This window comes from Nostoc sp. PA-18-2419, from assembly GCF_005869855.1.
Taxonomy (GTDB): domain Bacteria; phylum Cyanobacteriota; class Cyanobacteriia; order Cyanobacteriales; family Nostocaceae; genus Nostoc.
Genome location: NZ_SZNH01000013.1, coordinates 108,915 through 128,720 on the forward strand (window position 1 = coordinate 108,915; position 19,806 = coordinate 128,720).

Annotated in this window: 19 protein-coding genes; 6 read left to right on the forward strand and 13 right to left on the reverse strand. The window is 39.7% G+C overall.

All coding sequences use genetic code 11. The features are described from left to right. Positions 1-21: 21 nt before the first annotated feature. Both FCR06_RS15680 and FCR06_RS15685 read right to left on the reverse strand, forming a co-directional pair. Complete coding sequence (locus tag FCR06_RS15680) at positions 22-786, reverse strand: XRE family transcriptional regulator (protein WP_223280157.1); 765 nt, start codon at positions 784-786, stop codon at positions 22-24. Positions 787-1,035: 249 nt separating this feature from the next. Then, positions 1,036-1,263: a hypothetical protein gene (locus FCR06_RS15685; RefSeq protein ID WP_317616824.1), complete on the reverse strand. Its 228-nt coding sequence runs from the start codon at positions 1,261-1,263 to the stop codon at positions 1,036-1,038. Positions 1,264-1,365: 102 nt separating this feature from the next. Between FCR06_RS15685 and FCR06_RS15690 the strand changes: the two genes are divergently transcribed. The 3 genes from FCR06_RS15690 (at position 1,366) to FCR06_RS15700 (ending at position 2,520) form a co-directional block, all read left to right on the forward strand. Further along, complete coding sequence (locus FCR06_RS15690; RefSeq protein ID WP_138501228.1) at positions 1,366-1,746, forward strand: hypothetical protein; 381 nt, start codon at positions 1,366-1,368, stop codon at positions 1,744-1,746. Between the two features lie 87 nt (positions 1,747-1,833). Beyond that, entirely contained in the window at positions 1,834-1,986 is a 153-nt protein-coding gene (locus FCR06_RS15695; protein WP_223280158.1) for a type II toxin-antitoxin system VapC family toxin, read from the forward strand. 87 nt (positions 1,987-2,073) lie between these two features. Next, positions 2,074-2,520 (forward strand): acyl-CoA thioesterase, encoded by a 447-nt coding sequence (locus tag FCR06_RS15700; RefSeq protein ID WP_138501230.1) that lies wholly within the window; start codon positions 2,074-2,076, stop codon positions 2,518-2,520. Here FCR06_RS15700 and FCR06_RS15705 read toward each other — a convergent pair. From FCR06_RS15705 to menA, 3 genes are read right to left on the reverse strand one after another with little or no spacing between them, the layout of a single operon-like run. Further along, the gene (locus FCR06_RS15705) at positions 2,513-3,964 is read right to left on the reverse strand and encodes a 2-succinylbenzoate--CoA ligase (protein ID WP_138501232.1); all 1,452 of its coding nucleotides are present in this window, start codon (positions 3,962-3,964) and stop codon (positions 2,513-2,515) included. The genes FCR06_RS15700 and FCR06_RS15705 overlap by 8 nt on opposite strands. Next, entirely contained in the window at positions 3,949-4,971 is a 1,023-nt protein-coding gene (locus FCR06_RS15710) for an o-succinylbenzoate synthase (RefSeq protein ID WP_223280159.1), read from the reverse strand. Before FCR06_RS15710 ends, FCR06_RS15705 begins: the two co-directional genes overlap by 16 nt. A 31-nt stretch (positions 4,972-5,002) precedes the next feature. Beyond that, positions 5,003-5,899, reverse strand: a complete 897-nt coding sequence (menA, locus tag FCR06_RS15715; RefSeq protein ID WP_138501234.1) for a 2-carboxy-1,4-naphthoquinone phytyltransferase — start codon at positions 5,897-5,899, stop codon at positions 5,003-5,005. 363 nt (positions 5,900-6,262) lie between these two features. Between menA and FCR06_RS15720 the strand changes: the two genes are divergently transcribed. After that, a complete protein-coding gene (locus FCR06_RS15720) occupies positions 6,263-7,675 on the forward strand; it encodes an isochorismate synthase MenF (protein WP_138501236.1) in 1,413 nt (470 codons plus the stop codon). Positions 7,676-7,694: 19 nt separating this feature from the next. Here FCR06_RS15720 and FCR06_RS15725 read toward each other — a convergent pair whose 3' ends face one another. The 4 genes from FCR06_RS15725 to FCR06_RS32675 all read right to left on the reverse strand — a co-directional run bounded on the left by FCR06_RS15725 (position 7,695) and on the right by FCR06_RS32675 (position 12,285). Further along, positions 7,695-9,002, reverse strand: a complete 1,308-nt coding sequence (locus tag FCR06_RS15725; RefSeq protein WP_138501238.1) for a glutamate-5-semialdehyde dehydrogenase — start codon at positions 9,000-9,002, stop codon at positions 7,695-7,697. Positions 9,003-9,123: 121 nt separating this feature from the next. Further along, complete coding sequence (locus FCR06_RS15730; RefSeq protein ID WP_138501240.1) at positions 9,124-11,373, reverse strand: S8 family serine peptidase; 2,250 nt, start codon at positions 11,371-11,373, stop codon at positions 9,124-9,126. Between the two features lie 399 nt (positions 11,374-11,772). Next, positions 11,773-11,916 (reverse strand): hypothetical protein, encoded by a 144-nt coding sequence (locus FCR06_RS32670; protein WP_189523441.1) that lies wholly within the window; start codon positions 11,914-11,916, stop codon positions 11,773-11,775. 153 nt (positions 11,917-12,069) lie between these two features. Further along, positions 12,070-12,285 (reverse strand): hypothetical protein, encoded by a 216-nt coding sequence (locus FCR06_RS32675; protein WP_189523448.1) that lies wholly within the window; start codon positions 12,283-12,285, stop codon positions 12,070-12,072. Here FCR06_RS32675 and FCR06_RS15735 point away from each other — a divergent pair. Further along, positions 12,208-13,407 (forward strand): transporter substrate-binding domain-containing protein, encoded by a 1,200-nt coding sequence (locus FCR06_RS15735; protein WP_138501242.1) that lies wholly within the window; start codon positions 12,208-12,210, stop codon positions 13,405-13,407. The genes FCR06_RS32675 and FCR06_RS15735 overlap by 78 nt on opposite strands. A 73-nt stretch (positions 13,408-13,480) precedes the next feature. Here the strand turns inward: FCR06_RS15735 and mazG are convergent, their stop codons facing one another. The 3 genes from mazG to FCR06_RS15750 form a co-directional block, all read right to left on the reverse strand. Then, a complete protein-coding gene (gene mazG / locus FCR06_RS15740; protein ID WP_138501244.1) occupies positions 13,481-14,314 on the reverse strand; it encodes a nucleoside triphosphate pyrophosphohydrolase in 834 nt (277 codons plus the stop codon). Between the two features lie 465 nt (positions 14,315-14,779). Then, positions 14,780-17,509, reverse strand: a complete 2,730-nt coding sequence (locus tag FCR06_RS15745; protein ID WP_138501246.1) for a peptidase domain-containing ABC transporter — start codon at positions 17,507-17,509, stop codon at positions 14,780-14,782. After that, positions 17,458-18,240, reverse strand: a complete 783-nt coding sequence (locus FCR06_RS15750) for a peptidylprolyl isomerase (RefSeq protein WP_138501248.1) — start codon at positions 18,238-18,240, stop codon at positions 17,458-17,460. The genes FCR06_RS15745 and FCR06_RS15750 overlap by 52 nt, the downstream gene beginning before the upstream one ends. 296 nt (positions 18,241-18,536) lie before the next feature. On the opposite strand from FCR06_RS15750, the gene FCR06_RS32680 reads away from it, so the two are divergent. Beyond that, entirely contained in the window at positions 18,537-18,698 is a 162-nt protein-coding gene (locus tag FCR06_RS32680; protein ID WP_189523442.1) for a hypothetical protein, read from the forward strand. Positions 18,699-18,807: 109 nt separating this feature from the next. On the opposite strand, the gene FCR06_RS15755 is transcribed toward FCR06_RS32680, so the two are convergent. Continuing rightward, entirely contained in the window at positions 18,808-19,602 is a 795-nt protein-coding gene (locus tag FCR06_RS15755) for a TIGR00297 family protein (RefSeq protein WP_138501250.1), read from the reverse strand. Positions 19,603-19,806: the final 204 nt, after the last annotated feature.

Genomic DNA, 19,806 nt, shown 5'->3' on the forward strand with positions numbered 1-19,806 from the left:
ATCTGTTATTTGTATATTTTTTTATATCCATTTTTGAGGAACCAAAAAATTACCTGCAAAGCTATTTGCTCGCCATTCACATCCATTATTATTTTTATTGAAATAAGTAATTTCCTGACCAACAGATGAATCAAACAAAGCATGGCAGTATTCATGAGCAGCAGAAAAATTCTGTCGGTATAAGTCATCAAGATAGTTAATTAATATGCAATGACCTACAGTGGGATGATGTATGTATAAACCTGAAATATTGCGGTCTTCTAATTGACGTTTAAACACATGAATGCCTTGACTTCGCATTAACTCGAAGATATCTAAAATTGGTAAGGTCTCTATATTCATACGCTCTCTTTCAAACCAAGCAGCTTGTGTACCTTGTCTCTTGAAATTATTATGATTAAATTGGTATTGACTATAATTTGGAAGATGTTTATAACTCCTTTGTAAAACTTCTTGTTCCAAAAAACTTTCATATTCGCATAATCTTATAAACTGTTGAATTGCTATTCGATCATTTTTAGAAAGTGATGAATTGAGACGGAACATTTCTTGTATTTGGGATTCTGCTGAAGGATAATCACCTGTAACAAAATAGCGAAAATCGCGTTGATATAGAGATGCTAGTATGACAAGTTGATCTCCGGTTATTTTCTTGTGTCCTAATTCCAACTTTAAATAATCTTCAACACTCATTTGAAGTCTAGCTGCTGCTTCTTGAGTATTAATTAATAAAGTTTCACGTGCTTCTCGTAGTTTTTTACCTAGCAATACATAGTCGAATGCCATAGACTACTTCCTCATTAGCTAGTAAGCATTTTATATTTACAAGACGGAAACTGTATCTTGTGTTTATATAACACACATATTTTCAAAGTAGCCCAAACTATTTGTCAAATTTTCTATATCTATCTGCTACTTCTGGGGAATGGCTTTGCGGAACATATTATTTGCGTCATAGCCTGCGGCAACTGCTTCGCAAAATGCGGTACGTTAAAAAAGTACTTTTTACAAATCATGCAGGATTGTTATAGATAATCAATCTTCTTTAGCATCGTTTAAATTTTCTAGCTTATTTAACGCATCCGAAATTGCTTGTCTGATAAATTCTGGGTAGTTATCTAGACTTTTTAATTTTTCTAGCATCGATGGGGGAAGTCTGAGAGTTATTTTTGCGGTCAATGGTTCTTCCCTGTTAGTAGTAAATTGATGCTTTTTTAAATAAGGTTTTTCTTCGTAATTAGGCATAAAAATATTTTCTTGCATATTATATTATCGCTAGACTTCATGCGATAATTTAATTGGCAGCTAGCCAGACCTCGCAAGTTAGAGTAGCTGCCAAACCCAATTACAAAATTAGGCATTTCTATGTTTACACGTTCTGAACTTGAAAGCAAAACCCTTAAAGAATTGAAAGATTTAGCTGCACGGTACGGAGTCAAGCCAGTAGGGAATCCAGGGTATAAAACAAGCTGGATTACTCCGTTATTGGCTTTTGCTGTGCAAGCTATTAGGCAGTTCCAAGACCACAAAATGGGTTTAAGGAATCCTAGTTGGAGAAGTACTGAAGCGCTGGGCACGATGCTTTATGAAATGGGAGAACCTACTGATGAACAAGCTGCGCTAATTCGGGCAACGCTAGAGGGTAAATTACTTCCTCTGCCTGAACGCTACGATCAAACTAGGCTGCTAAATCTTCATAAGACTAAGCAATTAATTCAAGAAGCGATTGAAACACTCAATAAATAGATAACTGTTGACTATTGACTGTTGACGGTTAATAGTCAACAGCTAAAGTCTCTCCTTACTTGCATCGGCCGATGCTGTTGTATTGCCTTGACTGATAAAATCTCTGCCTACGATGGTTCTTATGTCGCACTTTCACAGCAGGTAGGTGCTACTTTGCTAACTCTCGACGGTAAGCTGGTGAAAGCTTTAAGTACTTCGTCTTATAATTTGTGCCTGTTTAATGATTTTCAGGTTCCATAGTTGCGGTTAATATAGAAGCGATCGCCAAATTAAGCAAAGCAGGCTTATTGGCTAGTGTTTTTCTTTTTGAATATCAAATTATTAACAATGTCTTTTACTTATAACCGCACGGTTCGCTTTCAAGATACTGATGCTGCTGGAGTTGTTTATTTTGCTAATGTCTTGGGGATTTGTCATGAAACTTATGAAGAATCTCTAGAAGCATCGAGTATTAATCTCAAAGATTTTTTTAATAATCCATCTGTGGCTTTCCCAATAGTTCACGCTAGTGTGGATTTTTTACGTCCTATGTTTGTGGGGGATAGGTTGTTGATTAGTTTAATTCCCCAAAAACTAACTGTTGATAAGTTTGAAATTACTTATGAAATTACTGTAGGTGAGGTAATAGTTGCTAAGGCTATTACTCGGCATGTTTGTATTGATGTGAGTAGTAGAATTAAGCAGGAATTACCCGATGAGATAATTCAGTGGTTGGAAACAAACCGCAGAGGTGCAGAAAATGCAGAAAGAAGAAGGTCGAGAGAAGTTATTTGAGGGTATTTTGTAGGAATTCAATGGCTATTTGTTGTAGCTGTTGGCGGTTAATTTTACCTTGGGAGTTACGGGGTAGGTTTGGTTTGGGAATCCAATATTTAGGGATTTTAAATTTGCTGAGTTTGTCTTTGAGTAAAGTTTGAATTTTTAAGGTAGAAGTATTTGATTTTTGGGGAATATAAATTGCTGCTAAGGCTTGTCCCCAGTGTTGATCTGGAATGCCAATCACGCAAATATCAGTAACCATTTGAGTTGCTCGGATGGCTGATTCGATTTCTGCCGGGTAAATATTTTCTCCACCTGTAATAATTTTATCGCTGTTTCGTCCGACAATATTTAAATAACCTTGGTCATCTAAAAAGCCTAAATCATCTACTTGGAAATTATTCTGACTTTCTTTAGTTATCGGATAATAACCAAGCGCTAGAGATTGAGCTTGAATGGTGATATTTCCTATTTGATTGGAATTTAAAATTTCGCCTTGCTGATTATGAATAGTTACCTGGGCATGGGGAAGAATTTGACCGCTACTAATTTTACCATTTAGAAAATCATCTGGTTTGAGGGTAGCAATTTGAGAGGCGGTTTCTGTCATGCCATAGGTTGGTGCTAATCGGATACGATGAAATATAGCTTTTTCTAATAGTTCGCTCCATGCAGGCGCACCTCCCAAAAGTACAGTATGAAATTGAGTTAGCCATTCTGTTAATTCAGGGTTTTGTAGAAGTCTTTGTAATTGAGTTGGTACTAAAGATATAAAAAATTCTGAAGGTTGAATATTCAATATTTGGCCAGATTCTAAAGCTTTGAATGGTTGAATAACTAGTTTTCCTGCACTGGTGAAAGAGCGCATAAATTGCATTAAACCACTGACGTGATATAGCGGCAATACACAAAACGAATTAACTTGGTTTAGTTGAAAGTATTTTGTAAATCCTTGTACAGATGCTATGAGAGTTTCCCAAGTGTGGATAGCAAATTTAATTTGTCCTGATGAACCACCAGTGGGAATCATGATTAGTGGAGAGTCGGCGAGACGCGATGACGGAAAGCGTTCCTCAAGGGTAGGGTGAGGCGATGAATAAAATTTAGAAATTTTCCTTGTCTCCGTGTCTCCGCGTCTCCTTGTCTCTGTGTCTTCTTTGATTACTCCCAAAATAATATCTGGCTGTACTAAATTAAAGACTTGTTGCCATTCTTGTGTTCCCCAGTCGGGGTTACAAAGAAAAACTGGACAATTAGCTGCACAAGCGGCAAGAAAACTTGCTAAAAACTTGACTGGTTCGCGTTCAGCTAAGATAATTTTTGGTGGTCTTGTACAGGCTGATAATTGTGTTAGCTCTAAATACAATTCTTGAGCTATTTGGTTAAATTGATGGCTGTCGGAAGCAATTAACCAATCATTTGCAGTTAGGTGATTAACGTAGTCTAAAGGTTTTTCCATAGACTTTGAAGCCAGGTGTCTTCTTGTTCAAAAAAATGGTCGATACCAAAACCAACTGCTCTGTTATTTTGAGATAATTCAGCTGCTAGTTGGAGTGCTGTTTGTTTACCAATGTCAGTTTCAAAAACTGATGAAAATACAGTATCAATATTATGCTGTTGGCAAAATTTTCTCAGCCGAGATGGGAAGCCGATTATTCCAGGTTTAATCACAAAAATTCCTCGCCAACCTTGTTGATAACAAGCAATCAATTGCCTTAGTGTGGCGACAGATTCATCTAAAGCGATCGCAGTTGCATAAAACATACTCAATTCCAACATCCCCTGAAATTGTTCAACGGGTAAAGGTTGTTCGATAAATTCAATTTCTGGAGTTAGTTCTCGATTTGCTTTAAGATTGTCGCAAGTCCATAGCCATAAATTAGCTTCTTCATAGCTGAGTCCACCGTTGGCATCTAATCGCAGTTTGCCTTGAGTTGGTAATGTGTGTGTCAATAACTCAAAAATTTTGAGTTCATGGGCGATCGCATCTACACCGATTTTCCATTTAAATGTGCGATATCCCTGCTGCCATAAACTTTGCCATTGATTTAAAGCTGCTTCTCCAGCAGATAGTAAGGCGCTGTAGGACGGAGAAAAGGACGCGGGAAATTCATCGATTTCATTTTTCGCGTCCTTTTTACACATCTCCCACGCGGACTCAAAGCCAAATTGACAAGCAGGTAACTCATCTGGAATGGAGAAAATCGTTTCCTCTGTGATTTCTGCTGGGAGTTGGCGACAAAAATCTAAAGCTTGTTCTATGGTTTCCGAACCAAACCAGCTAATGGGCGCGACTTCTCCCCAGCCAACTCTTCCTGATTCGTCGCCAAGACGCAGAATAATCCCATCCCGAATATCCCATTTACCATGATTGGTAGTAACTGTTCGCACAAATCTTCGCCGATAAGGACGAAATTTGAATCTGTAAATCACTATCGGAAAATTAAACTCCATCAGAGTTGTCATTAGTCATTTCCAAAGGACAAGTGACTAATGACTAAAACACAAATCCCAAGCCCAACAGCAAGCAACTCCAGAAATGCACGGCGACGGCGATAAATTTACAGTTACTAACTTTGTCTGGCTGATGGTGATTTTCTAGAACATGGCGACATAATTTGACGGCAAAGGGTAAACTCAGCCAACTCAGCAGTGTCCAAGCTGGAAAAATTCCCCACAGTACAAACAATAAGGTGAGGGGATAAATACTGCCAGTAAACCAAACTAGAAGTTGGGCACCTTTTTCAGTTCCAAGACGAACGATAGGCGATCGCTTCCCTGCCGCTATGTCATCTTTAACTTGGTGAAAGTGCGAACAGAACAAAATTAAGGTTGTGGCAATACCAACAATGACTGAGGCTGCTAAACTCGTCATTGACCAAGTTTGAGTTTGGCTGTAGTATGCTGCTTCCACTGCTAAGGGACCAAAGGCAAAAAAGCAAATAATTTCCCCTAAACCCTGATATCCTAAGCGAAAGGGAGGCCCTTGGTACATATAGCCCAAACCACAGCACAGCAGAATTATACCGATAACAGTTAGGTCTTGTTGCCAAAGAGCGATCGCTACTATCCCCAGCAATCCCAAGCCTAAAGACAAATTTCCTAACCAAAATATTAATGGTTTATTGCCAGTTAAATTCACCAGAGAATGCTGTTTGTTTTTATCGATACCTGTTTCTGAATCAAAGACATCATTACTGATATTTTCCCAGGCAAGAATCAATATTGCCGCAGCTACAAAAATAGAAAATATTGCCCCATTGAAAACTTTTGTTTGGGCATATGCTACTGCTGTTCCTATCCAAATTGGCATAATGGCAACGCTATACATCGGCGGTTTAATCGCTGCCATCCATAACTTAGTGTTGGGATATAAAATCTGCTTGGTAGTCATCAGTCGTGATTAATTAAATTCTCAAAATCTCAATTACACAAAAGATTTTTATTGTCAATTTTCTCAAATTCAGAAAAACATTTCATCAATGAATATACTAATCATACTAGGCTCCTGATAAATTCTGACTTTTGATTGTTGGGTGCTAAATTCTTAGTTTTTGGTCGTTGGGTTGGACTTCATAACTCTGATACTAAAGTTGCAGTCTAGACTACAACTAGCTTCTCAGGATCTAGGAACACCACCATTAGGCTAATCTTACGCTGGTGAAATGACAACTTAATATGTTACCTGTAAAAATACGACCACGATTAATTACACTTTAGGAAGTTAACTTAAAAAAAATTTACTATCGATAGATCCATGACAGTTTTACCATGTCGTAGCAACTTGTTTGTACAGCACAAAGATTTATATCAATTTCTCTTAACAGTGCAAAAAAAGTGCATTAAAAATAATTGTAAGCAAATTGTTAGTATCTCCCAAGAAATCGATTTAGTTGACCCTTTACTTGTATTGGATCAATTTACACAAGCAAATGAAATAAATTTTTACTTTGAGGATAAAGGCAAAGGAGAAGCGATCGCCGCGATTGATGCTGTCGCAAAATTACAAATTGATGGCACAGCTCGTTTTACTAAAGCTGAGTATTTTATCAAATCTTGTCTAAAAAATATAATTAATTTTGGTGACTCTGACCAACCTTTTTCTGGGCCTCATTTTTTTTGTTATTTCAGCTTTTTTGAGAAAAATTCCGAAGTAGATTATCCATTTCCATCAGCTACCATTTTTTTGCCCCGTTGGCAAGTAGCTGTAAAAAATCAGAGTTGTATATTAGTAACAAATGTTGCGCTAAATGCTGATGTCAATATTCAAAAGTTGTTGCACACTGTCCAAACAAAAATTGAATTTCTCCAATCTTTAAAACATTATTCTCCAAATATCGATTTTTCGACAAAATATTATCAGAAATCTCTTACAAATGCCGATAAATTTAAATATTCAGTGGCTTCTGCCTTAGAAAAAATCCAGTCTAGTCATCTAAGTAAAATTGTTTTAGCAGATGTACTAGATGTCAAGTCCAGCAATCGTTTCGATTTAGTTAAATCATTAAATAATCTTAGAAAAATACATCCTAATTGTTATATTTTCTCTACAAGCAATGGCAAAGGGCAAAACTTTATTGGTGCCAGTCCGGAACGATTAATTAGTATTAATAATCAGCAGTTAATCACTGATGCTTTAGCTGGTTCTGCACCAAGAGGTAAAACTCCTGCTGAAGATGCGGCTAATGCCAATCAGTTACTTAATAGTGAAAAAGAAAGACACGAACATTCGCTGGTACTCAATTTTATAACTCAACGCTTATGCCAGCTAGGTTTGTTACCGCAAATATTAGCACCTCGTCTGCGACAATTATCCAATATCCAGCATTTATGGACACCAATTAGTGCTATAGTTCCAGCTAACATTCATCCATTAAAAATTGTTGCCCAATTGCATCCTACACCAGCTGTTGCCGGTGCAGCACGAGATATTGCTTGTGCCGAAATTCGTCGTTATGAAAGCTTTGAAAGAGGTTTATATGCTGCGCCTTTGGGTTGGATAGATTCCCAGGGAAACTGCGAGTTTATTGTGGGAATTCGTTCGGCATTGATAGATGGCGATCGCGCAAGATTGTATGCTGGTGCTGGTATTGTGGCTGGCTCCGATCCTGAGAAGGAATTTGCAGAAGTGCAACTTAAACTTCAGGCTTTGTTGAAAGCATTAGTTTAAAGCTATTTACTTAGGAAGTTTATCCTAAATCCCGATGAGTAAAGGGTTTTGCATTTGCACCAGTATATGTAGCGACAATATGACCATCACCAGTCATTTGATATTTATATGTTACCAATCCTTCTAAGCCAACAGGGCCACGCGGAGGCATTTGTTGAGTACTAATTCCGACTTCTGCACCGAAACCATAGCGGAAACCATCAGCAAATCTAGTGGAACAATTGTGGAATAAATTAGCTGAATTCACTAGCCCGAAGAAAGTTTCTACTGCCACTAAATCTTCAGAAATAATTGCATCTGTATGGCGAGAACCATATTCGTTAATATGAGCGATCGCATCTTCTATAGATTCTACAATCTTAATAGACAAAATAAAATCGCTATATTCTGTTTCCCAATCAATTTCTGTTGCAGTTTTAATATGAGGTAAAATTTCTAAAGTACTTGCATCACCTCTTAATTCTACATGACGTTCTGCTAAAGCCTGAGCTACTTTTGGTAAAAACTCTTTAGCAATCGCCGAGTGAACCAGTAAAGTTTCAATCGCATTACAAACAGCAGGATATTGGGCTTTGGCATCCACTGTAATAGGAACTGCAACAGAAATATCAGCAGCTTTATCTATATATAAATGACAAATTCCATCAGCGTGACCTAGTACTGGAATGCGCGTATTTTCTTGCACAAACCTGACAAAAGAATTAGAACCTCTGGGAATAATTAAATCTACATATTTATCTAACTTTAAAAGTTCTAGAGTTTGCTCTCTTGTTGTGAGCAACTGTACTGCATCAGGGTTAACAGCAGTATGCGATAATCCTTGTTTAATTGCTTTAACTATCGCTTCGCAAGATAGTACAGCTTCTTTTCCGCCTTTAAGGATAACGCCGTTTCCAGATTTAATCGCTAAAGAAACAATCTGAATTGCTGCCTCTGGACGGGCTTCAAAAATAATTCCCAAAACACCCAAAGGACAAGTAATCCGCTTGAGAATTAAACCAGTGTCGAGTTCGCGGTGAATCTGTACTTTCCCGACTGGATCGGCTAGTTTACCAACATCTCGTACCCCAGCGATCGCATCTCTTAATTTATGTTCATCTAATTGCAAGCGCTTATAAAGCGGTTTAGCAATTCCAGCCGCAGTAGCCGCTTCACAATCAGCAATGTTTGCTTCGAGAATTTCATCTTGAGCTAATTCTAAAGCTTCTGCGATCGCAGCAATTGCTTGATTTTTTGCTTCAGTCGAGAGAATCGCCAGCTTACTTGCAGCTTGACGGGTTTGTGCTGCGATCGTAATTAGGGGAGAAGCAACCTGAAAAATAGTCATATTACAAAAGAACTTTACCTTTTCCTGATCCTATCAACAATGGTGATTGGGTATTGGGAGGGGTGGGAGCATGGGCAACAAATCTTACCCCCCTTTCTCCCTACCCCATCTCCCCATCTCCCTAAACGTTAACCGCAGTTTGAGTGATAATTTCCCGCACTTGACTAGCAGTTAAACTGCTATTGGCACTAAGCATTAAAGCAGCTACTCCTGCTACATGGGGAGCAGCCATAGAAGTGCCATTATAATAACCGTAGGTTCCATTCGGTAGCGTAGAGTAAACACTAACACCTGGTGCTGTCACATAAGCCATGTTGGAATCACTGCCTGCTCGGTTAGAGAAATCAGCTAAATTGTTATTGCTATCAACAGCTCCAGCAGCTAAACCCCAGTTGAGAGCGTAGTAAGCCGGATATAAGGGGGTTGAATCTCCTGAATTAGCTGCTGCCATGACTACAATCACACCATGACTGGTAGCGTATTGAATCGCTGTTTCTAAGTCAGTGTCACCAACTGTTGCAGATATACTCATGTTGATGACTTTCGCCCCGTTGTTGACAGCGTAGTAAACTCCTTGAGTAATAGCAGGATAAGTGCCTTGATTATCATCACCCAAAACTTTTACAGGCATGATTTTGGCATTATAAGCAATACCTGTAACGCCAAAATCATTGTTAACTCCTGCGATCGTACCAGCCACATGAGTTCCGTGACCATAAACATCTAAAGTATTGTTATTGTTATTAATAAAGTTCCAGCCGTAGAAATCATCAATGTATCCATTACCATCATCATCGATGCCATTGTCAGGAATTTCTCGGCTATTTGTCCAGATATTTGTGCTTAAATCTGGGTGATTATGGTCAACGCCAGTATCTAATACAGCAACAACAACTCCTTGACCTGTATAGCCTTTCGTCCAGACTTCTGGAGCTTTGATCAAATCTGCTCCCCAATTATTACCACCTAAATCAGGAATTCCTGAAAAGGTAGGTTGACCAATAGCTTTAGCGACAGCAGCAGAAGCATTGACTAAGCCGTAACCATCGATAGAGCTATAATTCGGTAAGCTGTTGGCAGAATGAACATCAATGCTGGCTTGATTAGCCTCATTGAAGACATTAGCCAAATCATCTTCCCCGTCGCCATTAAAGTCACCAGCTAACCATTTTTGCTCATTGGCAAATCCACCTTGTGCAGTTGCCCACCGTCCATTTGTGAAGCTGCTACCACTGGAGAGATAAACATCAACACTGGCTTGATTGGCATCATTGAAGACATTGGCTAAATCATCTCGCCCATCGTCATTGAAATCACCAGTTAACCATTTTTGCTCATTGGCAAATCCACCTTGTGCAGTTGCCCACCGCCCATTTGTGAAGCTGCTACCACTGGAGAGATGAACATCAATACTGGCTTGATTGGCATCATTGAAAACATTGACCAAATCATCTCGTCCATCGCCATTAAAATCACCAGCTAACCATTTTTGCTCATTGGCAAATCCACCTTGTGCAGTTGCCCACCGCTGAATATTAAAGCTGCTACCACTGGAGAGATGAACATCAATACTGGCTTGATTGGCATCATTGAAGACATTGGCCAAATCATCTCGTCCATCGCCATTGAAGTCACCAACTACCCATTTTTGGTCATTGTTAAATCCACCTTGTGTAGTTGCCCACCGCTGAATATTAAAGCTGCTACCAGTAGAAAGATGAACATCAATATTGGCTTGATTAGCGCCATTGAAGACTTTTGCTAAATCGTCTCGTCCATCGCCATTAAAGTCACCAACTACCCATTTTTGATTATTCCAAAATCCACCTTGTGTAGTTGCCCATCGCTCAACTGTAAAGCCACTACMACTAGAGAGATAAACATCAATACTGCTTCGACCAGCGTCATTAAAAACTTTTGCTAGATCGTCTCGCCCATCGCCATTGAAATCACCAGCTAACCATTTTTGCTCATTTTCAAATTCACCTTGTGCAGTTGCCCACTGTCCATTTATAAAACTGCTGGCAACAGAAACACTTGCTGAAGTCATAGAGTCAGAAACGGACTCTGTACTCAAACTACTAATACTTGAAGGGCTAAGATAGTCTTTTGGAAGTCCAGTTAAAGAATCAATTCCTACTATTGCATTGTATGTTTGAGCAGAAATATTCTGAGAACTCAAGGCATCTAGTGCTTGGTCAATGGCATGAACATCGAAGCCGTAATTGAGAGATTGGGATTGTGGTGTTGTCAAAGTAGATAATAAATCTAAATCTGCCATTCCGCTACAAATAACAGTATGAGAATTGACAACAGGTTCAATAGGTAACAAGCTCAAGGAGTTGGTATCCAATAAGGCAGGGTCGGACATCTAGCGTATTCCCCTAAGAAATTCTTAATTAAGTTAAATTTGTCATTGCTGAAAAATCATAAACAACTGAAACTAGCCATCGATTGAACACACTAACTCGCTGAAAAAATCTTTTTTTAAAAGATTTTTTCTATATATTTACCATCTGAAATTTGAGTTTTCAAATAGGTATGTAATACCATTTAGAAAAATGTTTGCAACAAATAATCGGCTTTAAGAGCGTACAGTTGTACACCCCTACTCATAGAGATGTCGCACTCTTATTTCAAATTGGTATAACATTTAAATCTAAATATATTGTAAAGCAAAGCCAAAAATTTTCTAAGTAAACTTAGGAAATGGCTACATAGTAACAAATATAATTATATTTAAGCAAATTTAAGCAAATTTTTTGAAAGCTTAATCAGACCTGATGGTCACAGCAATAGTACCTGGACAACAGGTCAAAATTAGGTCAACCCGACTGCTGATTAACAATGAGTAGCTAGACAGTATCAACGATCGCCAATTTGCAGCAATTAATCCAACTACAGACGAGGTCATCTACGAAGTCTCCACAATAAAACGCTACAGATGTGAATAAATTAGCATAAGTAGTCCGTAGCGTCTTCACGACTACGACGTATTTGATGCTGCTTCCTTCAGTAATTCAACTAATCGGGTATTGCTCAAAAACTCGGTGAATATGGCTTGCAGCTATGTACTGTAGTCTAGTTTAAGTGTTGTTAATTCCCCGAAATCTGAAAAAAACGGTGTTTGGCGATGAACAACTTGATATTTAATATGGGGTGGGCATGATAAATAGACATAGCACACAACCCCAAGAAAACTCTGATGATAAATGCGATCGCTATTAGATTTCGCCAAATAATGGCTGGGAGGAAAAGCCCGATTGTCTATTTTTACAGACATTACTGCAAAAACCAAACTAGGTGTTCCTTTGCACTGTATATCTGTATAGGATTACTAAGTACAATTCTGGCATTGTCGTTAATCGCTTCCTCAGGACTAGCGCAAAAACCACTAACTCAACAACCATTATTAGTAGCTACTCGAGTGATACCACCCTTTGTGCTAGCAGACAAAGGTCAGCTATCGGGATTCAGTATTGACCTCTGGCAAAGCATCGCTAACGAAATAGGTGTAGAGTTTAAATTTATTCAATATTCCACTGTACCGGAACTGCTTTCTGCCATTCGAGGCAATAAAGCCAACTTAGGAATTGCAGCTATCTCTATTACAGCCGAACGCGAGCAGAACTTTGACTTTTCGTTACCAATTTTTGCCGGAGGGCTGCAAATTTTGGTCAGAAACCCAGAGAGCAACAGTAGTACCTTTCCAAATATTTTACAATTGTTTTTTTCCACTAGCCTCTTGCAAGTAATAGGCATTGCCCTAGTGTTAATTGCCATTGCAGCCCACATTATTTGGTTATCTGAACGCCATCATCAACAAGGGATAGTTTCCCAATCATACTTTCCTGGGATTTTCAAAGCTTGTTGGTGGGCAGCTGCCACATTAGCTACTCAAGCTGATGAGATGCCCAAGGGAGTAGTAGGGCGTCTAGTAGGTATTGTCTGGATGTTCATTGGAGTACTTTTTGCTGCCTACTTTACAGCTACCGCTACTACCTCATTGACAGTCCAGCAACTTCAAGGCGATATCAAGAGTATCGACGATTTACCCGGTAAGCTAGTAGCCACAACTGCAGGTAGCACAGCAGCCACATACCTGCGAGAACATCATATTTCAGTTCTAGAAGTTGCGAAAATTGAGCAAGCTTACAATGCCCTGACGACAAAGAAAGCTGATGCTGTGGTATTTGATGCACCTGTACTCCTCTTTTATGCTGCCAATGAAGGCAAAGGCAAGGTACAAGTTGTTGGCAGTATTTTGCGCGAAGAAAGTTACGGTATCGTTCTACCCAATAACAGTCCCTACCGCAAACCAGTTAATAAAGCCCTGCTGAGCCTTAAGGAAAACGGCACTTATCAATCGTTATATGATAAATGGTTTGATGTTAAAGAATTTTGAAGAAGGAGGTGGAGAATGAGGGAGATGAGGAAGCAGGGAAGGCACAGGTAAAATAACTCCTAACTCCTTACTCTTACTCTCCACTAGTTTCTTCGGCAAGTTGGGCTTTTGCCCGTTGCCACAATTTTTCTAACTCATCCAAACTGTAATCACTTAGAGGACGGTCAACAACTGCCTCCATTTTTTCTAACCGTTGGACAAATCGCTGATTTGTGCCTTCCAAAGCATCGCTGGGGTCAAGCTGATGCCAACGCGCTAGCTGAATTACTGCAAATAGTAAATCACCTAATTCTGCTTGTTGTCGTGCTGGTGTTTCCTTGGCTAAAGCCTCTCGAAATTCTGCTAATTCTTCATAAAATTTGTTCCAAACTCCATCAATGTTTTCCCATTCAAACCCCACAGCCGCCGCTTTTTGGGAAATCTTCATTGCTGCTGTTAACGGTGGAAGAGTGCGTCGGTAACGACTGAGTTTTGTAGTGAGTTTTTGGGTTTCTGGGGACGATTCGCCTTTTTCCGCAGCTTTAATTTGTTCCCAGTTTTGCCGTACCTCATCCACACTTTGGACTGACACATCACCAAACACATGGGGATGGCGACGAATCAATTTTTGAGAAATACCTTGAGTGATTTCTTTAAGAGAAAATTGCCCAGATTCGCTGGCAATTTGGGCTTGCAATACCACTTGTAATAATAAATCGCCTAACTCTTCAGCGATCGCTTCCTGATCTCCACTTTTAATTGCATCTACTACTTCATAAGCTTCTTCGATGACATATGGTGTCAGCGTTTGGGGAGTTTGTGCCAAATCCCAAGGACAACCACCATCAGGCGATCGCAATTTCGCTACCACCTCGATTAATTCTTCTAACGCCGCCAAAGTATCACTATGCTTTTGATTTAATTTCATAAGTTAATTTATCAAAATTATTCTTGATATAAATGATTAAACATGCAGTGTAAATTTTTACCCCAGCAATTGCATTTCTTTACTACAGTTTAGAGCTTTCTCATTTTTCCAGGCTGACACTATATCAGCTAATAAGCTAAACCACATCTAGTTTGCATATCTAAAGTTTATATAACTCTTGTGGAGTGGGCATCTTGCCCGCTCTAATTATGCAAGTTAAATGTGGAATAGCTTACCATTTGGGATTTTAGATTTTAGTAGCAAAGCTAAGCCTAGTCAGCATACTCCGACACAGAAGTTTTGCGTAGCTTGCTTCTTGTAAAGAGCGTCTGGCTTTGTCATCCGAGTTTGTAACCAAATTCAAAAGGCGAATAGAGCATAACTCCATTCGCCAAAAATATCTTTAAGCTACTCTCGAAGCGTTTATATTTTATCTAGCTACAAGCTTTGAACTAATTTAATCTACTATATATTTGCTTGCTGCCGTTGATATAGTGACCAGTACAAACCTTTTTGTTGCAATAACTGTGAGTGAGTACCACGTTCGGCAATCACACCTTGCTCTAACACTAAAATCAAATCGGCACGTTTGAGGGGAGCAAAGCGGTGAGCAATCAAAAAGACGGTACGATTAGCAGAAATTCTTTGTAGGTTTTGTAGTACTTGTTGTTCAGTTTCACTATCTAAAGCACTGGTAGCTTCATCCAAAACTAAAATCGGCGCTTGGGAAAGGAATAACCTTGCTAGGGCAATGCGTTGTCTCTGTCCACCAGATAAAGCGGTGCCACGTTCGCCCACATTGGTTTCGTAACCGTAGGGTAATTGACTGATGAAGTCGTGTGCTACGGCTAGTCTTGCTGCCTCTACCACTTGCTCTGCACTAATGTCAGGATTGCCGAGAGTGATATTTTCCAAAATAGAACCGTTAAATAAAAAGTCTTCTTGGAGAACTACACTAATTTGTTGCCGCAGTGATGCTAAATCAGAACTTTTAATATCAAAACCATCGATCAGGATGCGTCCTGATTCAATTTGATAGAGGCGTTGCAATAGCTTTGAAAGGGTACTTTTACCAGAACCGCTGCGTCCAACAATGCCGACAAATTGCCCTGGTTCGGCATTGAAAGATATTCCCCGCAAAACTGGTTCAAAGTTCGGTCGGTAGCGAAAAAATACTTGCTCGAAGCTGACTTGACCTTTGAGGGGTGGTAAAACTAACCCAGTTCCCTGTTCGGCTTCTGGAGAGACGTTGAGAATGTCACCAATACGGTCTACGGAAAGTAGGACTTGTTGGAGGTTTTGCCACAATTGTACTAAGCGCAAAAGCGGCCCTGTGACTCTACCGGACAACATTTGAAAGGCGACAAGCTGTCCAACTGTGAGCTTTTGTTCGATGACTAACTTGGCTCCAAACCAGAGAATCAGCAAGGTGGAAAAATTGGTGAGAAAGTCACCAATATTGCTACTGATATTAGAGGTAGTAGAGGCTTTAAAACCTGTGCGGATAAAGCGAGCAAATAAGCCTTCCCAACGATCGCGTGCTACTGGTTCGGCTGCATGAGCTTTAACGGAGTGAATCCCCGTTACTGTCTCGACTAAAAAGGATTGACTATCAGCACTCCGGTTAAAAGTTTCATTGAGCCAGTTACGCAGAATTGGTGTTGCAACTATTGTCAATGTAGCAAATAGTGGCAATACAGCTAATGCCACAAAGGTGAGCGGGATACTATAGTAAAACATCAATGCTAGGTAGACCACAGCAAAGATGCTATCTAAAATCACAGTTAATGCTGTACCTGTGAGAAACTGCCGGATTTGTTCGAGTTCTTGGACTCGTGCTACTGTGTCTCCTACACGCCGCGACTCAAAATAAGCCAAAGGCAAACGCATCAGATGGCGAAACAGTTGTGCTGATAAACTCAAATCTAAGCGGCGAGCTGTATGAGTAAAGATAAATAAGCGCAAAATACCGAGTATAGACTCAAATATGGCGACGAAAAACAGCGCCAGCGCCATGACATCAAGAGTCGGCAAACTCTCCTGCACCATCACTTTATCAATAACGACTTGCGTAATTAAGGGTGTTGTTAACCCTAAAAGCTGCAAGGTAAAAGATGCTAACAATACTTCGCCCAGCAGTTTCTTATACTTCCAAACTGCTGGGGTAAACCAACTAAGGTTAAATTTTTCTTGTCGGGATATTAGTTCTACTTGCCAGAGTTGTCCATCCCAAGACGCTTCAACCACTGACTGGGGTAAGCCTTCACAAACACGATCCGGATTTAGAGGATTAGCGATAATCAGGCGATCGCCTCTAACTCCATAGGCTACCACCCAAGAGGGACTCTGAGGTAAGTCGGAATTCCACAACAATAAAGCTGGAAATGATATTTGCCGCAACTCACCCCAACTCACACGTAAGCGCCGCAACACTAAACCCATTTTTTCTGCTGCTTCTACAACATTTTTAGGGCGTTGTCCTCTGAGTTGGCGTTGCACCCATTCTAGTTGCACAGAATTTTCTAATTGTTGCGCCACCATGGTTAAACATGCAGCAGCAGTATTCCAACTGCCAACAAAAGGATAATTCGGAATAATTAGATTGGCGGCTGGAAGTCCTTTTTGCAGTTGGAGTGGGGGAGTATCCTCCGCAGCTGGGGGTAGGGGAATTGTTGTGGAAGAAAAAGAAAATGTCTCTTTTTCTACTTCCCTCTCCACTGGTAATGCTTGCCAAAACTCGTGAATTTGTGGGTGATAAAATTCTGCCCATAGTGCTGTAGCCCAACACACTACTATCACTTCTTTGCTAGCAGCTACAGCTTTAAAATCCCCAGGCAGCTTTTGTAAATCGCCAAACCAATCCCCTGCACCTAGTGCAGGTATAGGTTTACCAACACGTTCTTGAGACAGCCCCTTAGATGGGTTTGTTCTGCCATCTCGCAAACGCACTTTCCCAGTGACAATCAAGAATTGGTAACCGCCGATATCGCTTGACCAGATTTTATCTCCTAAACGATACTGACGGGCTTGAGATTCATCTTGCAATCTGGATTGTTGTTCGGGAGTCAACCAACATAGGGGCGGTTGATTCCAAGGTAAAGAAGCTAGCACTTCTAATCGTAGAGATTCATTATCCAGAATTTTTAACTCACTTGTAATTTGACTGTCAGTTTTTGAATTTTCTCTGCTAGCCATTTCTCAAACAATTCATTTTGTAGTGCTTGCTTTAGTTGAGTATCTTCTAAAGATGCTGGCAGAAATTGTTCTACTCGAAACAAACCATAAGGTACTTCTCCTTGCAAGGAGGTTCCGCCAACCATTTCTATTGGTCCTACGACTTGTCCGGGACTTGCTACATCAATAGCTGCCCGTAGTGGATCTGGCAGACTTCCTCGGCTAATTATTCCCATCATGCCGTTCAAAAGTCGGTCATCTGCAAGTGAATACTCTCTAGCTAGTTGCTCAAAGCTACCTCCTTCTTCAATTTGGATTTGTAGTTCATCTGCCAGTTCCCGATTATCAACAACAATCCGAGAAAGTACCATTCGGTCTAAAAAAATTTTGCGTTCAATAAAATATTCTGGAAGTTTTGATTCTGTCACTACGGCTTTGAGTTTTTCTAGCTTGTAACCAAAAGTAACAGATGTATGAAATGTTATGTAATCTGTGTTATTCCTCTTTAACCATTCTTGAAAGCTTTGGGGGTCAGTCAATTGATTATTGAGTCTAAAGTCAATAATTGCCTGCTCTGTGATTGCTGTACCAATCTGGATATCATCTCGCGTTCGTATTTCTTGCTCAATTACGTGCTGGCGGAGAATATCCCCAATGTACTGTCCCAATTTTCCTGAGGCTTGCAGATATTTTACTGCTTCCTCAATAGAAATAGGTTGGTCATTGACTGTCAAAAATGGTAAAGATTCCATGAACTAATTATGTAAAAATGGTTAAACACTCATAGGACTTTCAAATTAAATCATATAGAAATCATCTTGTCATTGATGAATTATTATGATAAAGATTTTATAAATTAATCTAGTATGTCGGCATAAATAATTATTGTTTGTATAAAGCAGAAAATAAGGGACTGTTTAGTAGGCAGGAAAAGCGTTTGAGCCGTTATTTACTTTTATTGACACAGTTTAGTTTTATTGTGCCAACTTACTTGCATGGAAATTACCAAAAAATATATAACTGCTAATTGAAGAGGAGAAGGTCTGAGGTGAGAAAGCGATTGAAAATTCTGTTTGTATCAGAACGCCTTTTTGATAATATAGCTTTCCACAATATAGTTATACGCTCTTGGGAAGATAAAACAGGATTGAAAATTTCAGCGATCGCCCACAAGCAAGCCGAAGCAAATTCTCTGAAAAAGACTGGATAAATTTGGACAAATAATTAGATAATTAAGTAAAATCAACCAAAAAAGCTGAAAAATAATTCATCGCTTATTCTCTGGACTACTTGCTTCAATTAAGCAAAGTCTTGGTTTATCAATGCCAAATTACCCATACCCAAGCAAATATTACAGCTGCGATCGCACCAATTAATGTATTAAAAATATTTACCACTTCATTGGTCATCCAGGTATATTTTGATTGCAGTGTTGCCCCAATTACACTTTCTAAATTGGTGGCAATAAATGCTGCTAGCACACACCAAGCTATGCCCAATATATCAATTAAACCAACTCCCCAACCAACAAGGGCGATCGCTACAGAAGCCACAACACCAGCTAAAGTTCCCTCTAAGCTTACCGCTCCTTCGGTGCCACGGGGCACTGGTTGGAAGGTGGTAATTAAAAAGGTGCTTTTACCGTATGCTTTACCAACTTCGCTGGCAGTGGTGTCAGCAAGCTTGGTACTAAAACTCGCTACATAGCCTAATAATAAAAGGGACTGGGGACTGGGGACTAGGGATTGGGGTAATGGTATAATCAATCCCGAATTGAGTAGCCCTACTGCCAAAGCACACAGCGCCCCAGTCAAAGCAGAACCCCAGACGTTTTCTGGGCCTCTTGCCCCAGAACGCTTTTCGGCAATTCCTTCTGCCTCCTTCTGTGCCATTCCAATGCGAGTAACGCCAGAACCAACTAGAAAATAGAACATTACTACTGCATAACCTTGCCAGCCTAAAGTTCCCCAAATTATTATGGCCAGTAACCAGGCGTGGAATAATCCAGTTCTTGTGAGCAGCTTTTTCGGTGCAATCCCAGCTAAACCCAATAAAATTGTGTTTAATCCTATTCCCACCAACCAGGGATTTACAGAATCAATTGAGGGTGACATCAGTAATTAATCAAGAGTCATTTTTATCTGAATATCAATAGGATAACCAATTTCTTTCATTTACTGTTTTATTTATGACACCTTTCCAGACCAAGTAATATATTTGTATTAGAAAACTCCTATTTGATTGCAACAAAAAACTCGCTCTCACCTCAAAAAGGCTGATTTCCTATTCGCTACCCCCTGTGTAGCAAATAAGTTCAA